Annotated in this window: 9 protein-coding genes, 1 tRNA gene and 1 pseudogene; 5 read left to right on the top strand and 6 right to left on the bottom strand. The window is 66.8% G+C overall.

Annotation, left to right across the window (positions count from 1 at the left end; genetic code table 11):
- The first annotated feature begins 45 nt into the window (after positions 1-45).
- Complete coding sequence (locus H4O11_RS11230) at positions 46-942, top strand: LysR family transcriptional regulator (RefSeq protein ID WP_182339523.1); 897 nt, start codon at positions 46-48, stop codon at positions 940-942.
- A 61-nt stretch (positions 943-1,003) separates the two neighbouring features.
- Positions 1,004-1,090: transfer RNA gene (locus H4O11_RS11225), tRNA-Leu, on the top strand.
- A gap of 151 nt (positions 1,091-1,241) precedes the next feature.
- On the opposite strand, the gene emrB is transcribed toward H4O11_RS11225, so the two are convergent.
- From emrB to H4O11_RS11205, 4 genes and pseudogenes are all read right to left on the bottom strand, one after another.
- Positions 1,242-2,825, bottom strand: coding sequence for a multidrug efflux MFS transporter permease subunit EmrB (gene emrB, locus H4O11_RS11220; protein ID WP_182339522.1), 1,584 nt, complete (start codon positions 2,823-2,825; stop codon positions 1,242-1,244).
- Between the two features lie 90 nt (positions 2,826-2,915).
- Positions 2,916-4,085, bottom strand: a pseudogene (emrA, locus tag H4O11_RS11215) (multidrug efflux MFS transporter periplasmic adaptor subunit EmrA); the annotation flags it as partial.
- 11 nt (positions 4,086-4,096) lie between these two features.
- Positions 4,097-5,590, bottom strand: a complete 1,494-nt coding sequence (locus tag H4O11_RS11210; protein ID WP_182339521.1) for an efflux transporter outer membrane subunit — start codon at positions 5,588-5,590, stop codon at positions 4,097-4,099.
- Positions 5,587-6,030: a MarR family winged helix-turn-helix transcriptional regulator gene (locus H4O11_RS11205; protein ID WP_182339520.1), complete on the bottom strand. Its 444-nt coding sequence runs from the start codon at positions 6,028-6,030 to the stop codon at positions 5,587-5,589. The genes H4O11_RS11210 and H4O11_RS11205 overlap by 4 nt, the downstream gene beginning before the upstream one ends.
- Before the next feature lie 143 nt (positions 6,031-6,173).
- Between H4O11_RS11205 and H4O11_RS11200 the strand changes: the two genes are divergently transcribed.
- Both H4O11_RS11200 and parC read left to right on the top strand, forming a co-directional pair.
- A complete protein-coding gene (locus tag H4O11_RS11200; protein WP_182339519.1) occupies positions 6,174-7,103 on the top strand; it encodes a helix-turn-helix transcriptional regulator in 930 nt (309 codons plus the stop codon).
- A gap of 58 nt (positions 7,104-7,161) precedes the next feature.
- Positions 7,162-9,405, top strand: a complete 2,244-nt coding sequence (gene parC / locus H4O11_RS11195) for a DNA topoisomerase IV subunit A (RefSeq protein WP_182339518.1) — start codon at positions 7,162-7,164, stop codon at positions 9,403-9,405.
- A gap of 115 nt (positions 9,406-9,520) precedes the next feature.
- Here parC and bfr read toward each other — a convergent pair whose 3' ends face one another.
- Complete coding sequence (gene bfr, locus H4O11_RS11190; RefSeq protein WP_182339517.1) at positions 9,521-10,009, bottom strand: bacterioferritin; 489 nt, start codon at positions 10,007-10,009, stop codon at positions 9,521-9,523.
- 151 nt (positions 10,010-10,160) lie between these two features.
- Here bfr and H4O11_RS11185 point away from each other — a divergent pair, with 151 nt between their 5' ends.
- Entirely contained in the window at positions 10,161-12,470 is a 2,310-nt protein-coding gene (locus H4O11_RS11185) for a penicillin acylase family protein (protein WP_182339516.1), read from the top strand.
- 94 nt (positions 12,471-12,564) lie between these two features.
- Here the strand turns inward: H4O11_RS11185 and asnB are convergent, their stop codons facing one another.
- Positions 12,565-14,256, bottom strand: coding sequence for an asparagine synthase B (asnB, locus tag H4O11_RS11180; protein WP_182339515.1), 1,692 nt, complete (start codon positions 14,254-14,256; stop codon positions 12,565-12,567).
- Positions 14,257-15,014 lie beyond the last annotated feature (758 nt).

The raw sequence follows: 15,014 nt of genomic DNA, 5'->3' as shown, positions 1-15,014 counted from the left end.
CCTCTCCCCTTCGGCTGGGCCGAAGGCAGCCAGGAGAACGCCCGCATGCGGATGGACCTTGCAGACCTGCGCCTGTTCCTCGCGGTGGTCGAAGCCGGCAGCATCACCGCCGGTGCCGTGCGCGCCAACCTGGCGCTGGCCTCGACCAGCGAGCGCCTGCGCACGATGGAAACCGACGCCGGGGTAGCCCTGCTGGCACGACACCCGCGCGGCGTCACCACCACCGAGGCTGGTGAAGCGCTGGCCCACCATGCACGACTCATGCTCCGGCAGCAGTCGCTGCTGCGCGAGGAACTGCAGGAGTTCGCCAGCGGCGCACGCGGCACCCTGCACCTGTATGCCAACACCGGCGCACTGACCACCTTCCTGCCCGGCCGGCTGGCACCCTGGATGGCCGCACGCCCGCGCCTGCACGTGGACCTGAAGGAACGCACCAGCGTGGAGATCGTACGTGCGGTGCGCGGCGGACAGGCCGAAGCCGGCATCGTGTCCAACGCGGTGGATGCCGGCGCGCTGCACCTGCAACCGGTCGCCGATGATCCACTGCTGTTGATCGTGCCACCCGCGCACCACCTGACAGGACGCGGATCGGCTTCCTTTACCGATGTACTGGGCGATACCTTCGTCGCCCTCGCCGATGGCAATGCGCTGCAGGAACATATAGAAGACAACGCGCGTGCACTGGGGCGCGTACTCACCCCGCGCATCCGCATGAAGACGTTCGAAGGCGTCTGCGAGATGGTCGGACATGGCATCGGCGTCGGCATCGTGCCGCGCTCGATCACCCGCCAGCAGCGTCGTCGCCATGGCTTCCATGCCATCGTGCTGGACGAGGACTGGGCGCGCCGCCGGCTGAGCCTGTGTTTTGCCCGCTGGCCCGATCTATCGCGCTCGATGCAGAGCCTGCTGCTGCATCTGGGCGGCCATGCGCCGGACGACTGACCCCACCGCGAAATAGTGTTGACACAATCCATCTCGTCCCGCACAATTCTCCTCCTGAGTCGCCCAGGTGGCGGAATTGGTAGACGCACTAGCTTCAGGTGCTAGCGGGGGCAACTTCGTGGAGGTTCGAGTCCTCTCCTGGGCACCACGATTCAGAACTGATCAAACCCGCGAAAGCGGGTTTTTTCATTTCCGGCAACTGCGCCGGTCTCGCCGAGCATGGCTCGGCGCTACATCGAAGGCTCCGCGCTACCCGCTCGCGTGGCCCGGCGCTACCCGGATGTCGGGGCGCGTCCTTACTAGTGTCCGCCAGCGGAAGCGGCGCTGCCCGCACCGGCACCGAACGGTGGCTTGGCCAGCCACAGGAAGGTGATGATGGCCAGGAAGATCCAGCCCAGCAGGAAGAAGATGTCGTTGAAGCCCATCTGCGATGCCTGGTGGTTGATCATCGTGTTCAACGACGCCGCGCCCTGCTGCAGGTTGCCCTGCCCCATCGCGGCCACCTGTTCCTGCATGCCCGGCTGGTAGACCGAGATATGTTCGGTCAGGTCGGCATGGTGCACCTGCGTGCGGCGTGCCCACAACCACGTGGTCAACGATGCAGCGAAGCTGCCGCCGAGCGTACGCAGGAAAGTCGCCAGGCCCGAGCCCGCCGCGATCTCACGCCCATCCAGGTCCGACAACAGGATCTGCAGCACCGGCATGAAGAACAACGCCACGCCGATGCCCATGATCAGCTGCACCCCGGCCACGTGCTGGAAGTCCACCTGCAGGTTGAACCCGGAACGCAGGAAGCTGGTGAAGGACAGGAACACGAACGCGATGGTAGCCAGCATGCGCATGTCGAAGCGCGCTGCGTACTTGCCCACGAAGGGGGTCAGGATCACCGGCAGCACGCCGATCGGTGCGGTCGCCAGGCCCGCCCATATCGCGGTGTAGCCCATGTCACGCTGCAGCCACTGCGGGATCAGCAGGGCCACGCTGAAGAACGCCGCGTAGGCCACCACCATCGCCAGCGTACCGGCACGGAAGTTGCGGTGCCGGAACAACCGCAGGTCCACGATCGGATCCTTGTCGGTCAGTTCCCATATCAGGAACACCGTCAGCGCCACCACGGAAACGCAGGCCAGCACCACGATCTTCATCGATGAGAACCAGTCCTCGTCGTTGCCCAGGTCCAGCACCAGCTGCAACGCGCCCACGCCGATCACCAGGGTGACCAGGCCGACGTAGTCCATCTTCGGTTTTTCAACGTGTTCCGGCCGGCCCTTCAACTGGTTGCCGACCACCAGGGCGGCGAAGATGCCCAACGGGACGTTGATCAGGAAGATCCATTCCCAACTGTAGTTGTCGGTGATCCAGCCACCCAGAATGGGACCGCAGATCGGCGCGACCACGGTGATCATCGCCAGCAGCGCCAACGCCTGCCCGCGTTTCTCGCGCGGGTAGATCGACACCAGCAGCGACTGGGTGATCGGATACATCGGGCCGGCGACGAATCCCTGCAGCGCACGCGACAGCACCAGCATGCCCATGCTCTGGGCCAGGCCGCACAACAGCGAGGTGATCACGAAGGCCAGGGTGGCCCAGACGAACAGCTTCCGTTCGCCGAAGCGGCGGCTGAGCCAGCCGGTCAATGGCAGGGCGATGGCGGTGCTGACCGCGAACGAGGTGATGACCCACGTCGCCTGCTGCGAACTGGCACCGAGATTGCCGGCGATGGTAGGCAGGGACACGTTGGCAATGGTGGTGTCGAGCACCTGCATGAACGACGCCATCGCCAGGCCAGCGGTGCACAGGGCCACGCTGGGTGGCAGGAAACCGGCGGCAGGTGCCGCCGGTGCGCCCGGGATACCGGGTGCGGCAGGGGCTTGGGAAGACATGGGGCTTCAGCCTGCGTTGGACGCGCGGGGCGGCGTGGTCGGCTGCTGGCGGGCCGCGGCAGTAGCCACCGGGCCCGTTGCAGCCGATGCCGCGGCGCTCTGCGGCAGGTTGCCCTGGATGATCGTGTGGATCATGTCGTCGGCGTCGTGCAGCTGCTTGGCATAGACGTCGGTATCGAACACGTTGCCCTTGGCGGCTTCGACCGGCAGCACCGTCCCCTCCTGGTCACGCAGGCTTACTTCAGCCTTCATCGACAGGCCTATGCGCAGCGGATGCTCGGCCAGCTGCTTTGCATCGATGGCGATGCGCACCGGAACGCGCTGCACGATCTTGATCCAGTTGCCGCTGGCATTCTGCGCCGGCAGCAGCGAGAACGCCGAACCGGTGCCCATGCCCAGGCTGGTGACGCGCCCCTTGTAGCCAACGTCGCCACCGTACAGGTCGGCGCGCAGCTCCACTTCCTGGCCCAGGCGCATGTGGCGCAGCTGTGTTTCCTTGAAGTTGGCTTCCACCCACATCTGTTCGCCCGGCACCACCGCCATCAAGGCGTTGCCCGGCTGCACGCGCTGGCCAACCTGCACCGAGCGGCGCGCCACGTAGCCGGAGACCGGCGACACGATGCCGGCCCGGGCGTTGTTGAGCCAGGCCTGGCGCAGTTGCGCGGCGGCGGCCTGCACGTCCGGCTGGGTGGCGATCACGGTGTCGTCCACCAGCGCGCGGCTGCGCTCGACGGTTTCGCGCGAACCGGCCACGGCCGCTTCGGCGGAGGCCAGCTCGTCACGGGCGTGCGCCAGCTCTTCGCTGGAGATCGCGCCGGTGTCGGCCAGGTCCTTGCGCCGGGCGTAATCGGCGCGCATGCGCTTCAAGGTCACCTGGCGCGCATTGAGGTCGGCCTGCGCACCTTCCACGCTGCGGTACAGGCCGCGTACCTGGCGCACGGTTCCGGCCAGGTTCGCTTCGGCCTGCTGCAGCGCCACTTCGGTATCGGCCGGATCCAGCTGCACCAGCAGTTGGCCGCGCTCCACGCGCATGCCGTCGTCGGCGGCGATGGCCACCACGGTGCCGGAGACCAGCGGGGTGATCTGCACCTGGTTGCCCTGCACGTAGGCATCGTCGGTTTCTTCGAACCAACGGCCGAACATGAAGTACCACAGGACCAGTGCCGCGAGCAGCAGCACGACGATGGCGAACAGTCCGCGCAGCAGCTTGCCGCGACGGCTGGGGGCGGCCGGGGCCGCAGTGTTGGGGGTCTGGCTCATGTGAGGGTTCTTCAGGAATGCGAGGAATCGGAAAGGGAGGCAGCGCGGGCACTTTCGTCGGCGGCGGGCTCGAAACCTCCGCCCAGTGCCTGGCTCAGATGCACCGAGGCCAGCACCTGTTGCGACTGCAGGCCAGCCAGCTGCTGCTGGGACTGCAGCAGGGTGGACTGTGCGGTCAGCACGTCCAGGTAACTGCCGATGCCGGCGCGGTAGCGCTGCTCGGCCAGGTCGAAGGCCGCCCGCGCGATATCCACCGCCAGCTGCTGCGACTGCGACTGCTGCTGCAACGAACGCACTGCATTGACCTGGTCGGCGACCTCGCGCAGGGCATCGAGTACCGCCTGGTTGTAGCTGGCCACGGCGAGGTCGTAGTCGGCGTCCTTGCTGTCCAGGCCAGCGCGCAGGCGGCCGCCATCGAAGATCGGCAGGCTCAGTGCCGGGCCGATGTAGGCAAAGGTAGAGCTTTTCTGCAGCAGGTCACCCACGTCCGGAGCGACCACGCCAGCCAGCGCGGTGAGGTTGAGGCTGGGATAGAACTTCGCCTTGGCCGCATCGATCTGCTTGCCGGCTGCCTCCACGCGCCAGCGCGCGGCGACGATGTCGGGGCGGCGGCCAAGCAGTGCGCTGGGCAACACGCCCGGCAGTTGCAGCTGCATCGGATCCAGCACGCGCGGACGTTCGATCTGCAGGCCACGGTCAGGGCCCTGGCCGACCAGTGCCGCCAGCGCCGTGCGGCCTTCGTCGATCTGCTGCTGTGCCGCCTGTTGCTGCTGCTGCGCGGCCGGTACACGGCCCTCGGCCTGGCGCACCTGCAGGTCACTGTCGATGCCTGCGGCACGCCGCTGGCGGGTCAGCTGCAGGGCTTTCTGCGAACGCGCAAGCTCTTCGTCTGCAACATCATGCAACTGCCATGCGTAAGCCAGCCCGGCGTAGGCCTGGACGATGCCGGCGGAGAGGTCCAGCCGCGCGGCCTGTGCATCGACGGCCGCCGCATGCGTGCTGTCCACCGCCGCTTCCCAGGCGGCACGCTTGCCACCCCACAGGTCGACGCCATAGCTGAAATTGAAGGCCAGCTGGCTGCTGCCCGCGTAATGGCCGCCGTTTTCATCGCCGAGCATCGACTCGGGCAGCCGCAGGCCGGTGTAACCGCCGGATACCGACAGGCTGGGCAGGCGATCAGCGCGCGCGCCCCCCACCTGCGAACGTGCCTGGCGCAGGCGTGCATCGGCCGCCGCCAGGCTGGGGTGGCCAGCCAGACCCTCGGCGATCAGCGCGTCCAGCTGCGCATCGCCCAGCGCCGTCCACCAGTCCCGTGCAGGAAAACCGGCCGCGCCGAGATCGGCCCCTGCCAGCGTGTGCTCGCTGTGCAGCGTGTCGGCGTCCAGCAGTTGGCCCTGCGGATGCAGGCCACGGCTGCTGGCACAGGCAGCCAGGGCCAACGCCAGTGCTGCCAGCAGCAAGGGCCGGCCGTGCCGCCAGGAAGAAGAAGAGATATTGGGAGTCATGGGGTCGTCAGGGAATCGCGGATTCGGGTCAACAGGGAAAGCAGTTGGGCGCGCTCGTCGGCGCTCAGGTCACGCGAGGCGAAATCGATCACGTCTTCGCCCCGCTTCTGCAGGCGCGCCCACAGGACACGGCCCTGGTCGGTCAGCACGATCTGCAGTGCACGGCGGTCCTGCGCATGCTGTTCGCGCCGTATGCAGCCCAGCGCTTCCAGCCGGTCCAGCAGGCGGGTCACCGCACTGGGGACCTGGTCAATGGCCTTGGCCAGTTCGTTGGCGGTGCACGGCGCCCGGTGCGAGAGCACTTTCAACCCGATGTAATGGGTGAAGTTGAGGCCGAGGCCCTCTTCAGCCATGGAAGCATCCAGTTGCCGGACCAGGCCATCGCGCACCTGGCGCAGCAGCAGCCCAAAACTGGGCGGGGCGGTAGAGGAACAGATCATGGGTGTACATTCTCTTCCAAAAAATATATTTCTCAATGGAAATATTTGATCTGGCATCGAATGCTGTGTTGCAACAGCGGGCTGGATCGAAGGAAACCCACCTTAATAGCGTTCACGAATGGCCGGGTAGTACAATCAAGCCAATGGATGACATTTTCAAGCCAAGCCCGATCCTGCGCCCTGCGCTGCTGCCCCCGGAAAGCGTCCGCCAGGGGGCGGACCCGGAGGCAGCGCGCCCATTGCTCAAACAGCGTGCGCTGGAATGGCTGGAACGCGAGGATGGCCTGCCGGCGATAGGCTTCCGCATCGACAGTCCCATCGGGCTGGCGCACGAAGTCGACTGGCACATGCATCGACGTGCCCAGCTGATCTGCGTGGAAAGCGGCCTGCTGACCACCCGCACACGGCACGGAAGGTGGTCGCTGGCACCAGGTTCGGCCGGCTGGATGCCGCCCGCCGAACCCCATACGGTGACCATCGATGGTCCGCTGCGCGGCTGGGGCATGGTGCTGGTGCCGTCCGCATGCGCCGGCCTGCCGACCGAGCCGTGCGTATTGGGCATCTCAACCCTGCTGCAGGCCGTGACGTTGCGCATCTGCGACTGGATGCCGACCGACACTGCCAGCGACCGCCAGCAGCACCTGGTAGAGGTACTGCTGGACGAGATCCGCGCCGCACCGCGCCAGCGCATGCACCTGCCGATGCCGCGCGACCGGCGGCTGCTGAAGATCGCCTCGCAGTTGCTGGCCGACCCGGCCGATGATCGCAGCCTGGCGCAGTGGGCGCAGTTCGCCGGCCTGTCCACCCGTTCACTGACCCGGCACTTCCGCGAGGAAACCACGCTCAGCTTCGCCCACTGGCGACAGCAGGCACGGCTGGCCGAAGCCCTGCGGCAACTCAGCGAGGGCCACGCCGTGGCCGACATTGCCCACGGGTTGGGGTTCAGCAGTTCCAGTGCCTTCGTCACGGTGTTCCGGCGCCACTTCGGGGTGCCACCGGGACGCTATCTTGCCCGGTCCGGGCAAGGCCTGGATCCACCACGCGGCTTGGCTTCTCCGCCCGCATCCGGATAATCAGCAGATTGCGAGGGCGACGGCCGTCGCCGCCTCCGAACACAGGTAACAACCCCGCATGACCGATCTTGCCCGCCCCGTCTTCCACGGCTTCGAACAATTGCCGCTGCGCGAGTATGCCGAGCGCGCCTACCTCGACTACTCGATGTACGTGGTCCTGGACCGTGCGCTGCCGTTCCTCGGCGACGGTCTCAAGCCGGTGCAGCGCCGCATCATCTATGCGATGAGCGAGCTGGGACTGAACGCGGCATCCAAGCCGAAGAAGTCTGCGCGCACCGTCGGCGACGTCATCGGCAAGTACCACCCGCACGGCGACAGCGCATGCTACGAAGCGCTGGTGCTGATGGCGCAGCCGTTCTCCTACCGCTACCCGCTGATCGAGGGCCAGGGCAACTTCGGCTCCAGCGACGACCCGAAGTCGTTCGCGGCGATGCGTTACACCGAATCCAAGCTGACCCCGATCGCTGAAGTGCTGCTGGGCGAGCTGGCCCAGGGCACCACCGACTGGACCCCGAACTTCGACGGCACCCTGCAGGAACCGACCTGGATGCCGGCGCGCCTGCCGCACCTGCTGTTGAACGGCACCACCGGCATCGCCGTGGGCATGGCCACCGACGTGCCACCGCACAACCTCAACGAGATCGTCGGCGCGTTGCTGCACCTGCTGGAAGATCCCGATGCCAGCGTGCGCGAGTTGTGCGAGCACGTGAAGGGACCGGATTATCCGTCCAACGCGGAAATCATCACCCCGGCCGCCGACCTGCTGCACATGTACGAAACGGGCCATGGCAGCGTGCGTGCGCGCGCCACGTTCCTGAAAGAGAACGGCAACGTGGTGGTCAACGCCCTGCCCTTCCAGGTATCGCCGTCGAAGGTGATCGAGCAGATCGCCGCGCAGATGCGCGCCAAGAAGCTGCCCTGGATCGAGGACGTGCGCGATGAATCCGACCATGCGAACCCGGTGCGGGTAGTGCTGGTGCCGCGTTCCAACCGTGTCGACGCCGACCAGTTGATGGGCCACCTGTTCGCCACCACCGACATGGAACGCAGCTACCGGGTGAACCTCAATGTGATCGGGCTGGATGGCCGGCCACAGGTGAAGAACCTCAAGACGCTGCTCAGCGAATGGCTGGCGTTCCGCAGCAGCACCGTGACGCGCCGCCTGCAGCATCGCCTGCAGAAGGTCGAACGCCGCCTGCACCTGTTGGAAGGCCTGTTGGTTGCCTTCCTCAACCTGGACGAGGTGATCCACATCATCCGTACCGAGGACGAACCGAAGGCGGCGCTGATCGCGCGCTTCGGCCTGTCCGACGACCAGGCCGAATACATCCTGGAAACCAAGCTGAAGCAGCTGGCCCGCCTGGAGGAAATGAAGATCCGCGGCGAGCAGGACGAGCTGGCCAAGGAACGCGACAAGATCCTCGGCATCCTCGACAGCAAGGCCAAGCTGAAAAAGCTGATCCGTGACGAGCTGCAGGCTGATGCGAAGAAGTTCGGCGATGCGCGCCGTTCGCCGCTGGTGCAGCGCCAGGCGGCGCAGGCCATCGACGAGACCGAACTGGTGCCGAGCGAGCCGATGACCGTGGTGCTGTCGGCGAAAGGCTGGATCCGCGCGGCCAAGGGCCATGACGTGGATGCTTCGACGCTGAGCTATCGCGATGGCGACAGCCTGCTGGCCTCGGTGCGCGCGCGCAGCACCCAGCAGGTCGCCTTCCTGGACACCGAAGGACGCGCCTATTCCACGCTGGTGCATACGCTGCCCTCCGCACGTGGCAATGGCGAGCCGTTGACCGGCCGCTTTTCCCCGGCGGCGGGTACCAGCTTCGTCACCCTGGCCAGTGCAGAGCCCAGCGGCCGCTTCGTGCTGGCATCCACGCATGGCTATGGCTTCGTCACCCGCTTCGAAAACCTGATCGGCCGCAACAAGGCCGGCAAGGCCATGCTCAACCTGTCAGCCGGTTCGTCGGTGCTGCAGCCCGCGGTGGTGGCCAACCTGGACACCGACCGCATCGTGGCGGTGACCAGCTCGGGCAACCTGCTGGCGATCGCAGCCAGCGACCTGCCGGAACTGGACAAGGGCAAGGGCAACAAGATCATCGAGATCCCGAAGGCCAAGCTTTCCACCGAACGCGTGGTGGCCGTGGTGGCGGTCGGCCCGGGCCAGACCCTGCAGGTGCGCAGTGGCCAGCGCACGATGGGGCTGAAGTTCAATGAACTCGATAGCTACCTGGGCGCGCGCGCGACCCGCGGCCATCTGTTGCCGCGGGGCTGGCAGAAGGTGGAAGGACTGTCGGTGGAATGATCGGGTTCCGCCGGGCGCGGCCCGGCGCTGCAACGGCAGATGGCACACAGGAAAAAGCCGGGGAAATCCCCGGCTTTTTCGTTGCTGGCTGGCGCGAGGCTGGCTGGCTACGCGGTCAGTGCGCCGGGGCGCCGCTGCCGTCGATCTTGCTCAGCTGGTACAACTCCAGGCCGATGCGCTGGATCATGCCCAACTGCTGCTCCAGCCACCAGGCGTGGTCTTCCTCGGTGTCCTTCAGCTGCACCAGCAGCATGTCGCGGCTGACATAGTCACCGTTGGCTTCGCACAGCTTCATGCCGGCGGCCAGGTTGTCGCGCACCGCATACTCGGTGTCCAGGTCCTTGCGCAGCATCTCTTCCACGGTCTTGCCCGGTTCGAACGCATGCGCGCGCATGTCCGGGTCGCCGCCCAGGAACAGGATGCGACGCAGCAGTGCATCGGCGTGCTGGGTTTCTTCTTCCATCTCGTGGTTCAGGCGTTCGTACAGCGCGAACAGGCCCTGGTCCTCGTAACGGCGGGAATGGATGAAGTACTGGTCGCGGGCAGCAAGCTCGCCGCGCAGCAGTTCCTTCAGGCAGGCGATGACGTCCGGGTTGCCTTTCATGGGGGACTCTCCTGTGAACGATGGCGCACATCGTGCCCTATCCGGAAACGTCGTGATCTAATCGGAATCAATCGCAGTCGCGTCATGCCTGCGATCTGCAACGTGCGCTGGCTACAATCGGCCCCACCCTGGACCTGCAAGGAACCGCCCGATGCGTCGATGGTTGATGCGCCTGTTCTGGCTGCTGTTGCTTTCAACGTTGCTGCTGGTGGTGGTGGCATGGTGGCTGCTGCGCGGCAGCCTGGCGCCGCTGGACGGCGAACAGGCGCTGGCCGGGCTGCAGGCGCCGGCGACCGTCAGCCGTGATGCACGGGGGGTGGTCACCATCGAAGGCGCCAGCCAGGCCGACGTGATGCGTGTACTGGGCCAGGTGCATGCGCAGGAACGCGGCTTCGAGATGGACCTGATGCGGCGCAGCGCGGCTGGCGAGCTGTCTGCCCTGTTCGGCCCCGCGGCGCTGGACGTGGACAAGCGCATGCGCGTGCACCGCCTGCGCCATCGTGCCGGGCTGGAACCGGTCAGCGCAGAGCTGCGCGCCTACGTTGAAGGCGTGAACGAAGGCATTTCCGGCCTGCGCGTGCGGCCATGGCCTTACCTGCTGCTGCGCCAGCGACCGCTCCCCTGGCAGGCCAGCGACAGCCTGCTGACCGGCTATGCGATGTATGCCGACCTGCAGGATCCATCGAACCAGAACGAACTGGCCTTCAGCCGCCTGCGGGAGGTGATGCCACCTGCCCTGTACGCACTGCTCAGCCATGGCGGCAGCAGCTGGGACGCGCCCTTGATCGGCGACGCGCGTGGCGATGCCGTGCTGCCGGACGCCAGTGAACTGGACCTGCGCGGCATGCCCCCTGCTCCCTTGGCCGGCAAGGAAGAAGCCGACGTCAAGGGCAGCAACAATTTCGCGGTGGACGGCGCGTTGACCGCCGACGGGCGCGCCATCCTGGCCGACGACATGCACCTGGGACTGCGCGCACCGAACATCTGGTTCCGCGTGCGCCTGCGCTATCCGGACCCGCAGGCCCCCGGCGGCAGGGTCGATGTAAGTGGCTTCTCGCTGCCGGGGCTGCCGGCGATCATCGTCGGCAGCAACGGGCACGTGGCCTGGGGATTCACCAACAGCTACATCGACACCGCCGATTTCCAGCCCGTTGCGGCAGGCGCCAACCTGGCCGAACATCATGAGCGCATCGAGGTGGCCGGTGCCGAACCGGTGGATTTCATCGTGCGCGAGAATGCATGGGGCCCGGTCCTGCACCAGCGGCCCGATGGCAGCGGCGACGCGCTGCGCTGGGTCGCACACCAGCCCGGTGCGATCAGCCTGGCACTGGCCGACCTGGCCCGCGCAGGCAACCTGGAACAGGCATTGCAGGTCGCCGACCGCACGCGCATTCCTGCGCAGAACCTGCTGCTGGCCGACAGCAGCGGACGCATCGCGTGGCGGCTGCTGGGGGCACGTCCTGATCGCGCCAGCGACTGCCCACCCGTGGACATGCACGTCACGGCGGGCAGGGACTGCGCTGCATGGACCATCCGCAGCGATGTGGCGCCTTCATTGATCGCCCCACCGACCCACCGCCTGTGGACCGCCAATGGCCGCGTGCTGGATGGCCAGGCCCTTGCCGTTGCCGGTGATGGCGGCTACGACCTTGGCGCGCGCGGAGCCCAGATCCGCGACGCGCTGCAGGCACGGGAGCGCTTCGACGAAAAAGACCTGCTGGCGATCCAGTTGGATGACCGTGCGTTGTTCCTGCAGCGTTGGTGGCAGTTGCTGCGCGAGGTGGTGAAGGACTCGACGGATCCAGCCTTGCAGCGACTGGAGGCGGTGACACGCACCTGGGATGGCCATGCATCGGTGGATTCGGTGAGCTACCGGGTGGTGCGCGGGTTCCGCGGCATGCTGTTGGACGAAGTGTCCGGCGCGATGCTGGCACCGGCGAAGCAGGTGTTGGGCGAAGACTGGCTGGAACCCCGCCTTGCGCAGTTCGAAGGTGTCTTATGGCCGCTGGTCAGCCAGCGCCCACCCCACCTCCTGCCTCCCGGCCATGACAGCTGGGAGGCGCTGCTGGCCGATACCGCCAGGCGCCTGGAAGCGGACCTTTCAGCGCAGGGTCCACTGTCCGGGCGGACGTGGGGCGAACGCAACACAGCGGCGATCTGCCATCCACTCAGCCGCGCGCTGCCTGCCGTCGCCAGGCGTTGGTTGTGCATGCCGGCCGATCCCCTGCCCGGCGACAACAACATGCCGCGGGTGCAGGGCCCGGCGTTCGGGGCATCGCAACGGATGGTGGTGTCGCCGGGGCATGAGGCCGACGGCATCATCCACATGCCGGGTGGGCAGAGCGGCCATCCGATGTCGCCATTCTGGGCAGCAGGGCACGAGGACTACGTACACGGCCAGCCGACACCGTTCCTGCCCGGGCCGGCGCAGCACACCCTGGTGCTGCGACCTGCCCGGTGACGCCGGTGTCCGCCGCCGTAGCGCCGGGCCATCCCCGGCGGCTGTTGCCTTCCTGCCGCTGCGCTCGCCGAGCGTGGCTCGGCGCTACCGTGTGTCACGCCAACGCGGCTTCGTGCACGCCGGCAATCGCGCGACCGGACGGATCGGCAGCGTTGGCGAAGCTGGCATCCCATGCGATCGCCGCAGGCGAGGAGCAGGCGATCGACTTGCCACCGGGCACCGTCTCCGCTGCAGCATGGCTGGGGAAGAACTGCTCGAATACGTGGCGATAGTAGTACGCCTCCTTGGTCTGCGGCGGGTTGTGCGGGAAGCGCTTGTCCGCCGCCGCCAGCACGCGGTCGCTGACCTGCGATTCAGCGTGGGCCTTCAACCCATCGATCCATCCGTAGCCCACGCCATCACTGAACTGCTCCTTCTGGCGCCACAGGATGCTGTCCGGCAGGTAACCCTCGAAGGCCGCCCGCAGCACGCCCTTCTCCACCCGCCTCCCGCCTGAGGCCGCGCTGCCGACCATCTTGTGCGCGGCGTCGAAGCGCATGGCCACGTCGAGGAACTCGCGATCCAGGAACGGCACGCGCGGCTCCACGCCCCACGCCATCATCGACTTGTTGGCGCGCAGGCAATCGTAGTTGTGCAACGCATCCAGCTTGCGTACCAGCTCGTCATGGAACTCGCGTGCATCCGGCGCCTTGTGGAAGTAAAGGTAGCCACCGAAGATCTCGTCGCTGCCCTCGCCGGACAGGACCATCTTCACCCCCATCGCCTTGATCCGCCGCGCCAGCAGGAACATCGGCGTGGAGGCACGGATGGTGGTGACGTCGTAGGTCTCGATGTGGCGGATGACCTCCGGCAGCACGTCCAGGCCTTCCTCGAAGGTGTACTCAAAGCCATGGTGCACCGTGCCCAGTGCCTCGGCTGCAACGGCTGCAGCCGCCAGGTCCGGCGAGCCCTGCAGGCCGATGGCGAATGAGTGCAGCCGCGGCCACCATGCCTCGCTCTCGCCACCGTCTTCGATGCGCCGACGTGCATAGCGCGCGGCAACGGCAGCAACCAACGAGGAATCCAGCCCACCGGACAGCAGTACGCCGTAGGGCACGTCGCTCATCAGCTGGCGTTCCACGGCACGCTCGAACGCGTGGCGCAGTTCGGCCAGGTCCACGTCCCTGCCCTGCACGGCGTCATAGTGGCGCCAGGACTGCTGGTAGTAGCGGACCAGCTCGCCGCTGGCGCTGTCGTAGTAGTGGCCAGGCGGGAACTGCGCGGCATCGGCACAGGTATCCACCAGCGCCTTCAGTTCCGACGCCACGCGCAGGCGCCCCTGTGCATCATGGCCCCAGTACAGAGGCACCACGCCGATCGGATCGCGCGCCAGCAGCACGCGCCCAACCGCCTTGTCCCACAGTGCGAAGGCGAAGATGCCATTGAGTCGTTCCAGCCACTGCGCCGGCGTGCCTTCGCGGTACAGCGCGTTGATCACCTCGCAATCCGAGCCGGTCTGGAAGGCATAGCCCTGCGTCAGTTCGCCCTTCAGCTGCTGATGGTTGTAGATCTCGCCGTTCACTGCCAATGCCAGCTGCGCGTCTTCGGACAACAGCGGCTGCGAGCCGCCAGCCGGATCCACGATGGCCAGCCGCTCATGCACCAGCAGCGCGCCGTCGTCGAGGTACACGCCGCTCCAGTCCGGGCCACGATGGCGCTGGCGCTGCGATGATTCCAGTGCATGGCGTCGCAGTGCGGGGAGGTCGTCACCGGCCTGCAAGCCGAAGATTCCGAAGATCGAACACATGGGGTGGAGCTCCTGTCGGTGGGGTATGCATAGGGGGATGTCCGACCGGCCAACCTGGCCCGGAGATGCTTTCCGGGCACAAAAAAACCCGCATCGGCCGATGCGGGTTTCTGGTGTCCGGGTGTCGTGTTGCTCTATCTACCCTGGGCGCAGTCCCGCATCGGCCGCGCACGATTGTTCGCGCGCAGGTTATTGCGGTTGGTGTTATTGACGGCGGGGGCCAGGTGGCGGTGCATGGGATTGAACGTACCGCGCCAGCACGGCGCGCGCAACTGTTGCGTTGGCAACGGATCGGCGGCGGGCGGCATGTCAAGACGAAATGGGTAGAGCGGGGCCATGCCCCCGTTCCGCCGGGCATGGCCCGGCGCTACCCGACGCCGCATGGACCTGTCGAAGGTGGGGCGGATGGGTATGCGCAAGAACGAATCGGTAGAGCGGGGCCATGCCCCGCTGCCGTTGGCGCGATGCCGGAAACAAGGGCAGCGGGTCATGGACCCGCTCTACCCACCCCCATCATCCCGTTCCACCGGGCATGGCCCGGCGCTACCTGATGCCGCATGGACCTGTCGAAGGTGGGGCGGATGGGTATGCGCAAGAACGAATCGGTAGAGCGGGGCCATGCCCCGCTGCCGTTGGCGCGATGCCGAAAACAAGGGCAGCGGGTCATGGACCCGCTCTACCCATCCCCATCACCCCATTCCGCCGGGCATGGCCCGGCGCTACGCCGCATGCACCTGTCGAAGGTGCAGGGCCCAGCC

The organism is Stenotrophomonas tumulicola (assembly GCF_014117215.1).
Lineage (GTDB): Bacteria > Pseudomonadota > Gammaproteobacteria > Xanthomonadales > Xanthomonadaceae > Stenotrophomonas > Stenotrophomonas tumulicola.
This window is presented reverse-complemented; position numbering and strand designations above follow the sequence as displayed.

Coding starts and splice junctions, on each gene's coding strand:
- H4O11_RS11200 (WP_182339519.1), top strand. CDS start 6,174: ATGGATGACATTTTCAAGCCAAGCCCGATCCTGCGCCCTGCGCTGCTG.
- H4O11_RS11205 (WP_182339520.1), bottom strand. CDS start 6,030: ATGATCTGTTCCTCTACCGCCCCGCCCAGTTTTGGGCTGCTGCTGCGC.
- parC (WP_182339518.1), top strand. CDS start 7,162: ATGACCGATCTTGCCCGCCCCGTCTTCCACGGCTTCGAACAATTGCCG.
- asnB (WP_182339515.1), bottom strand. CDS start 14,256: ATGTGTTCGATCTTCGGAATCTTCGGCTTGCAGGCCGGTGACGACCTC.
- emrB (WP_182339522.1), bottom strand. CDS start 2,825: ATGTCTTCCCAAGCCCCTGCCGCACCCGGTATCCCGGGCGCACCGGCG.
- H4O11_RS11210 (WP_182339521.1), bottom strand. CDS start 5,590: ATGACTCCCAATATCTCTTCTTCTTCCTGGCGGCACGGCCGGCCCTTG.
- H4O11_RS11185 (WP_182339516.1), top strand. CDS start 10,161: ATGCGTCGATGGTTGATGCGCCTGTTCTGGCTGCTGTTGCTTTCAACG.
- bfr (WP_182339517.1), bottom strand. CDS start 10,009: ATGAAAGGCAACCCGGACGTCATCGCCTGCCTGAAGGAACTGCTGCGC.
- H4O11_RS11230 (WP_182339523.1), top strand. CDS start 46: ATGCGGATGGACCTTGCAGACCTGCGCCTGTTCCTCGCGGTGGTCGAA.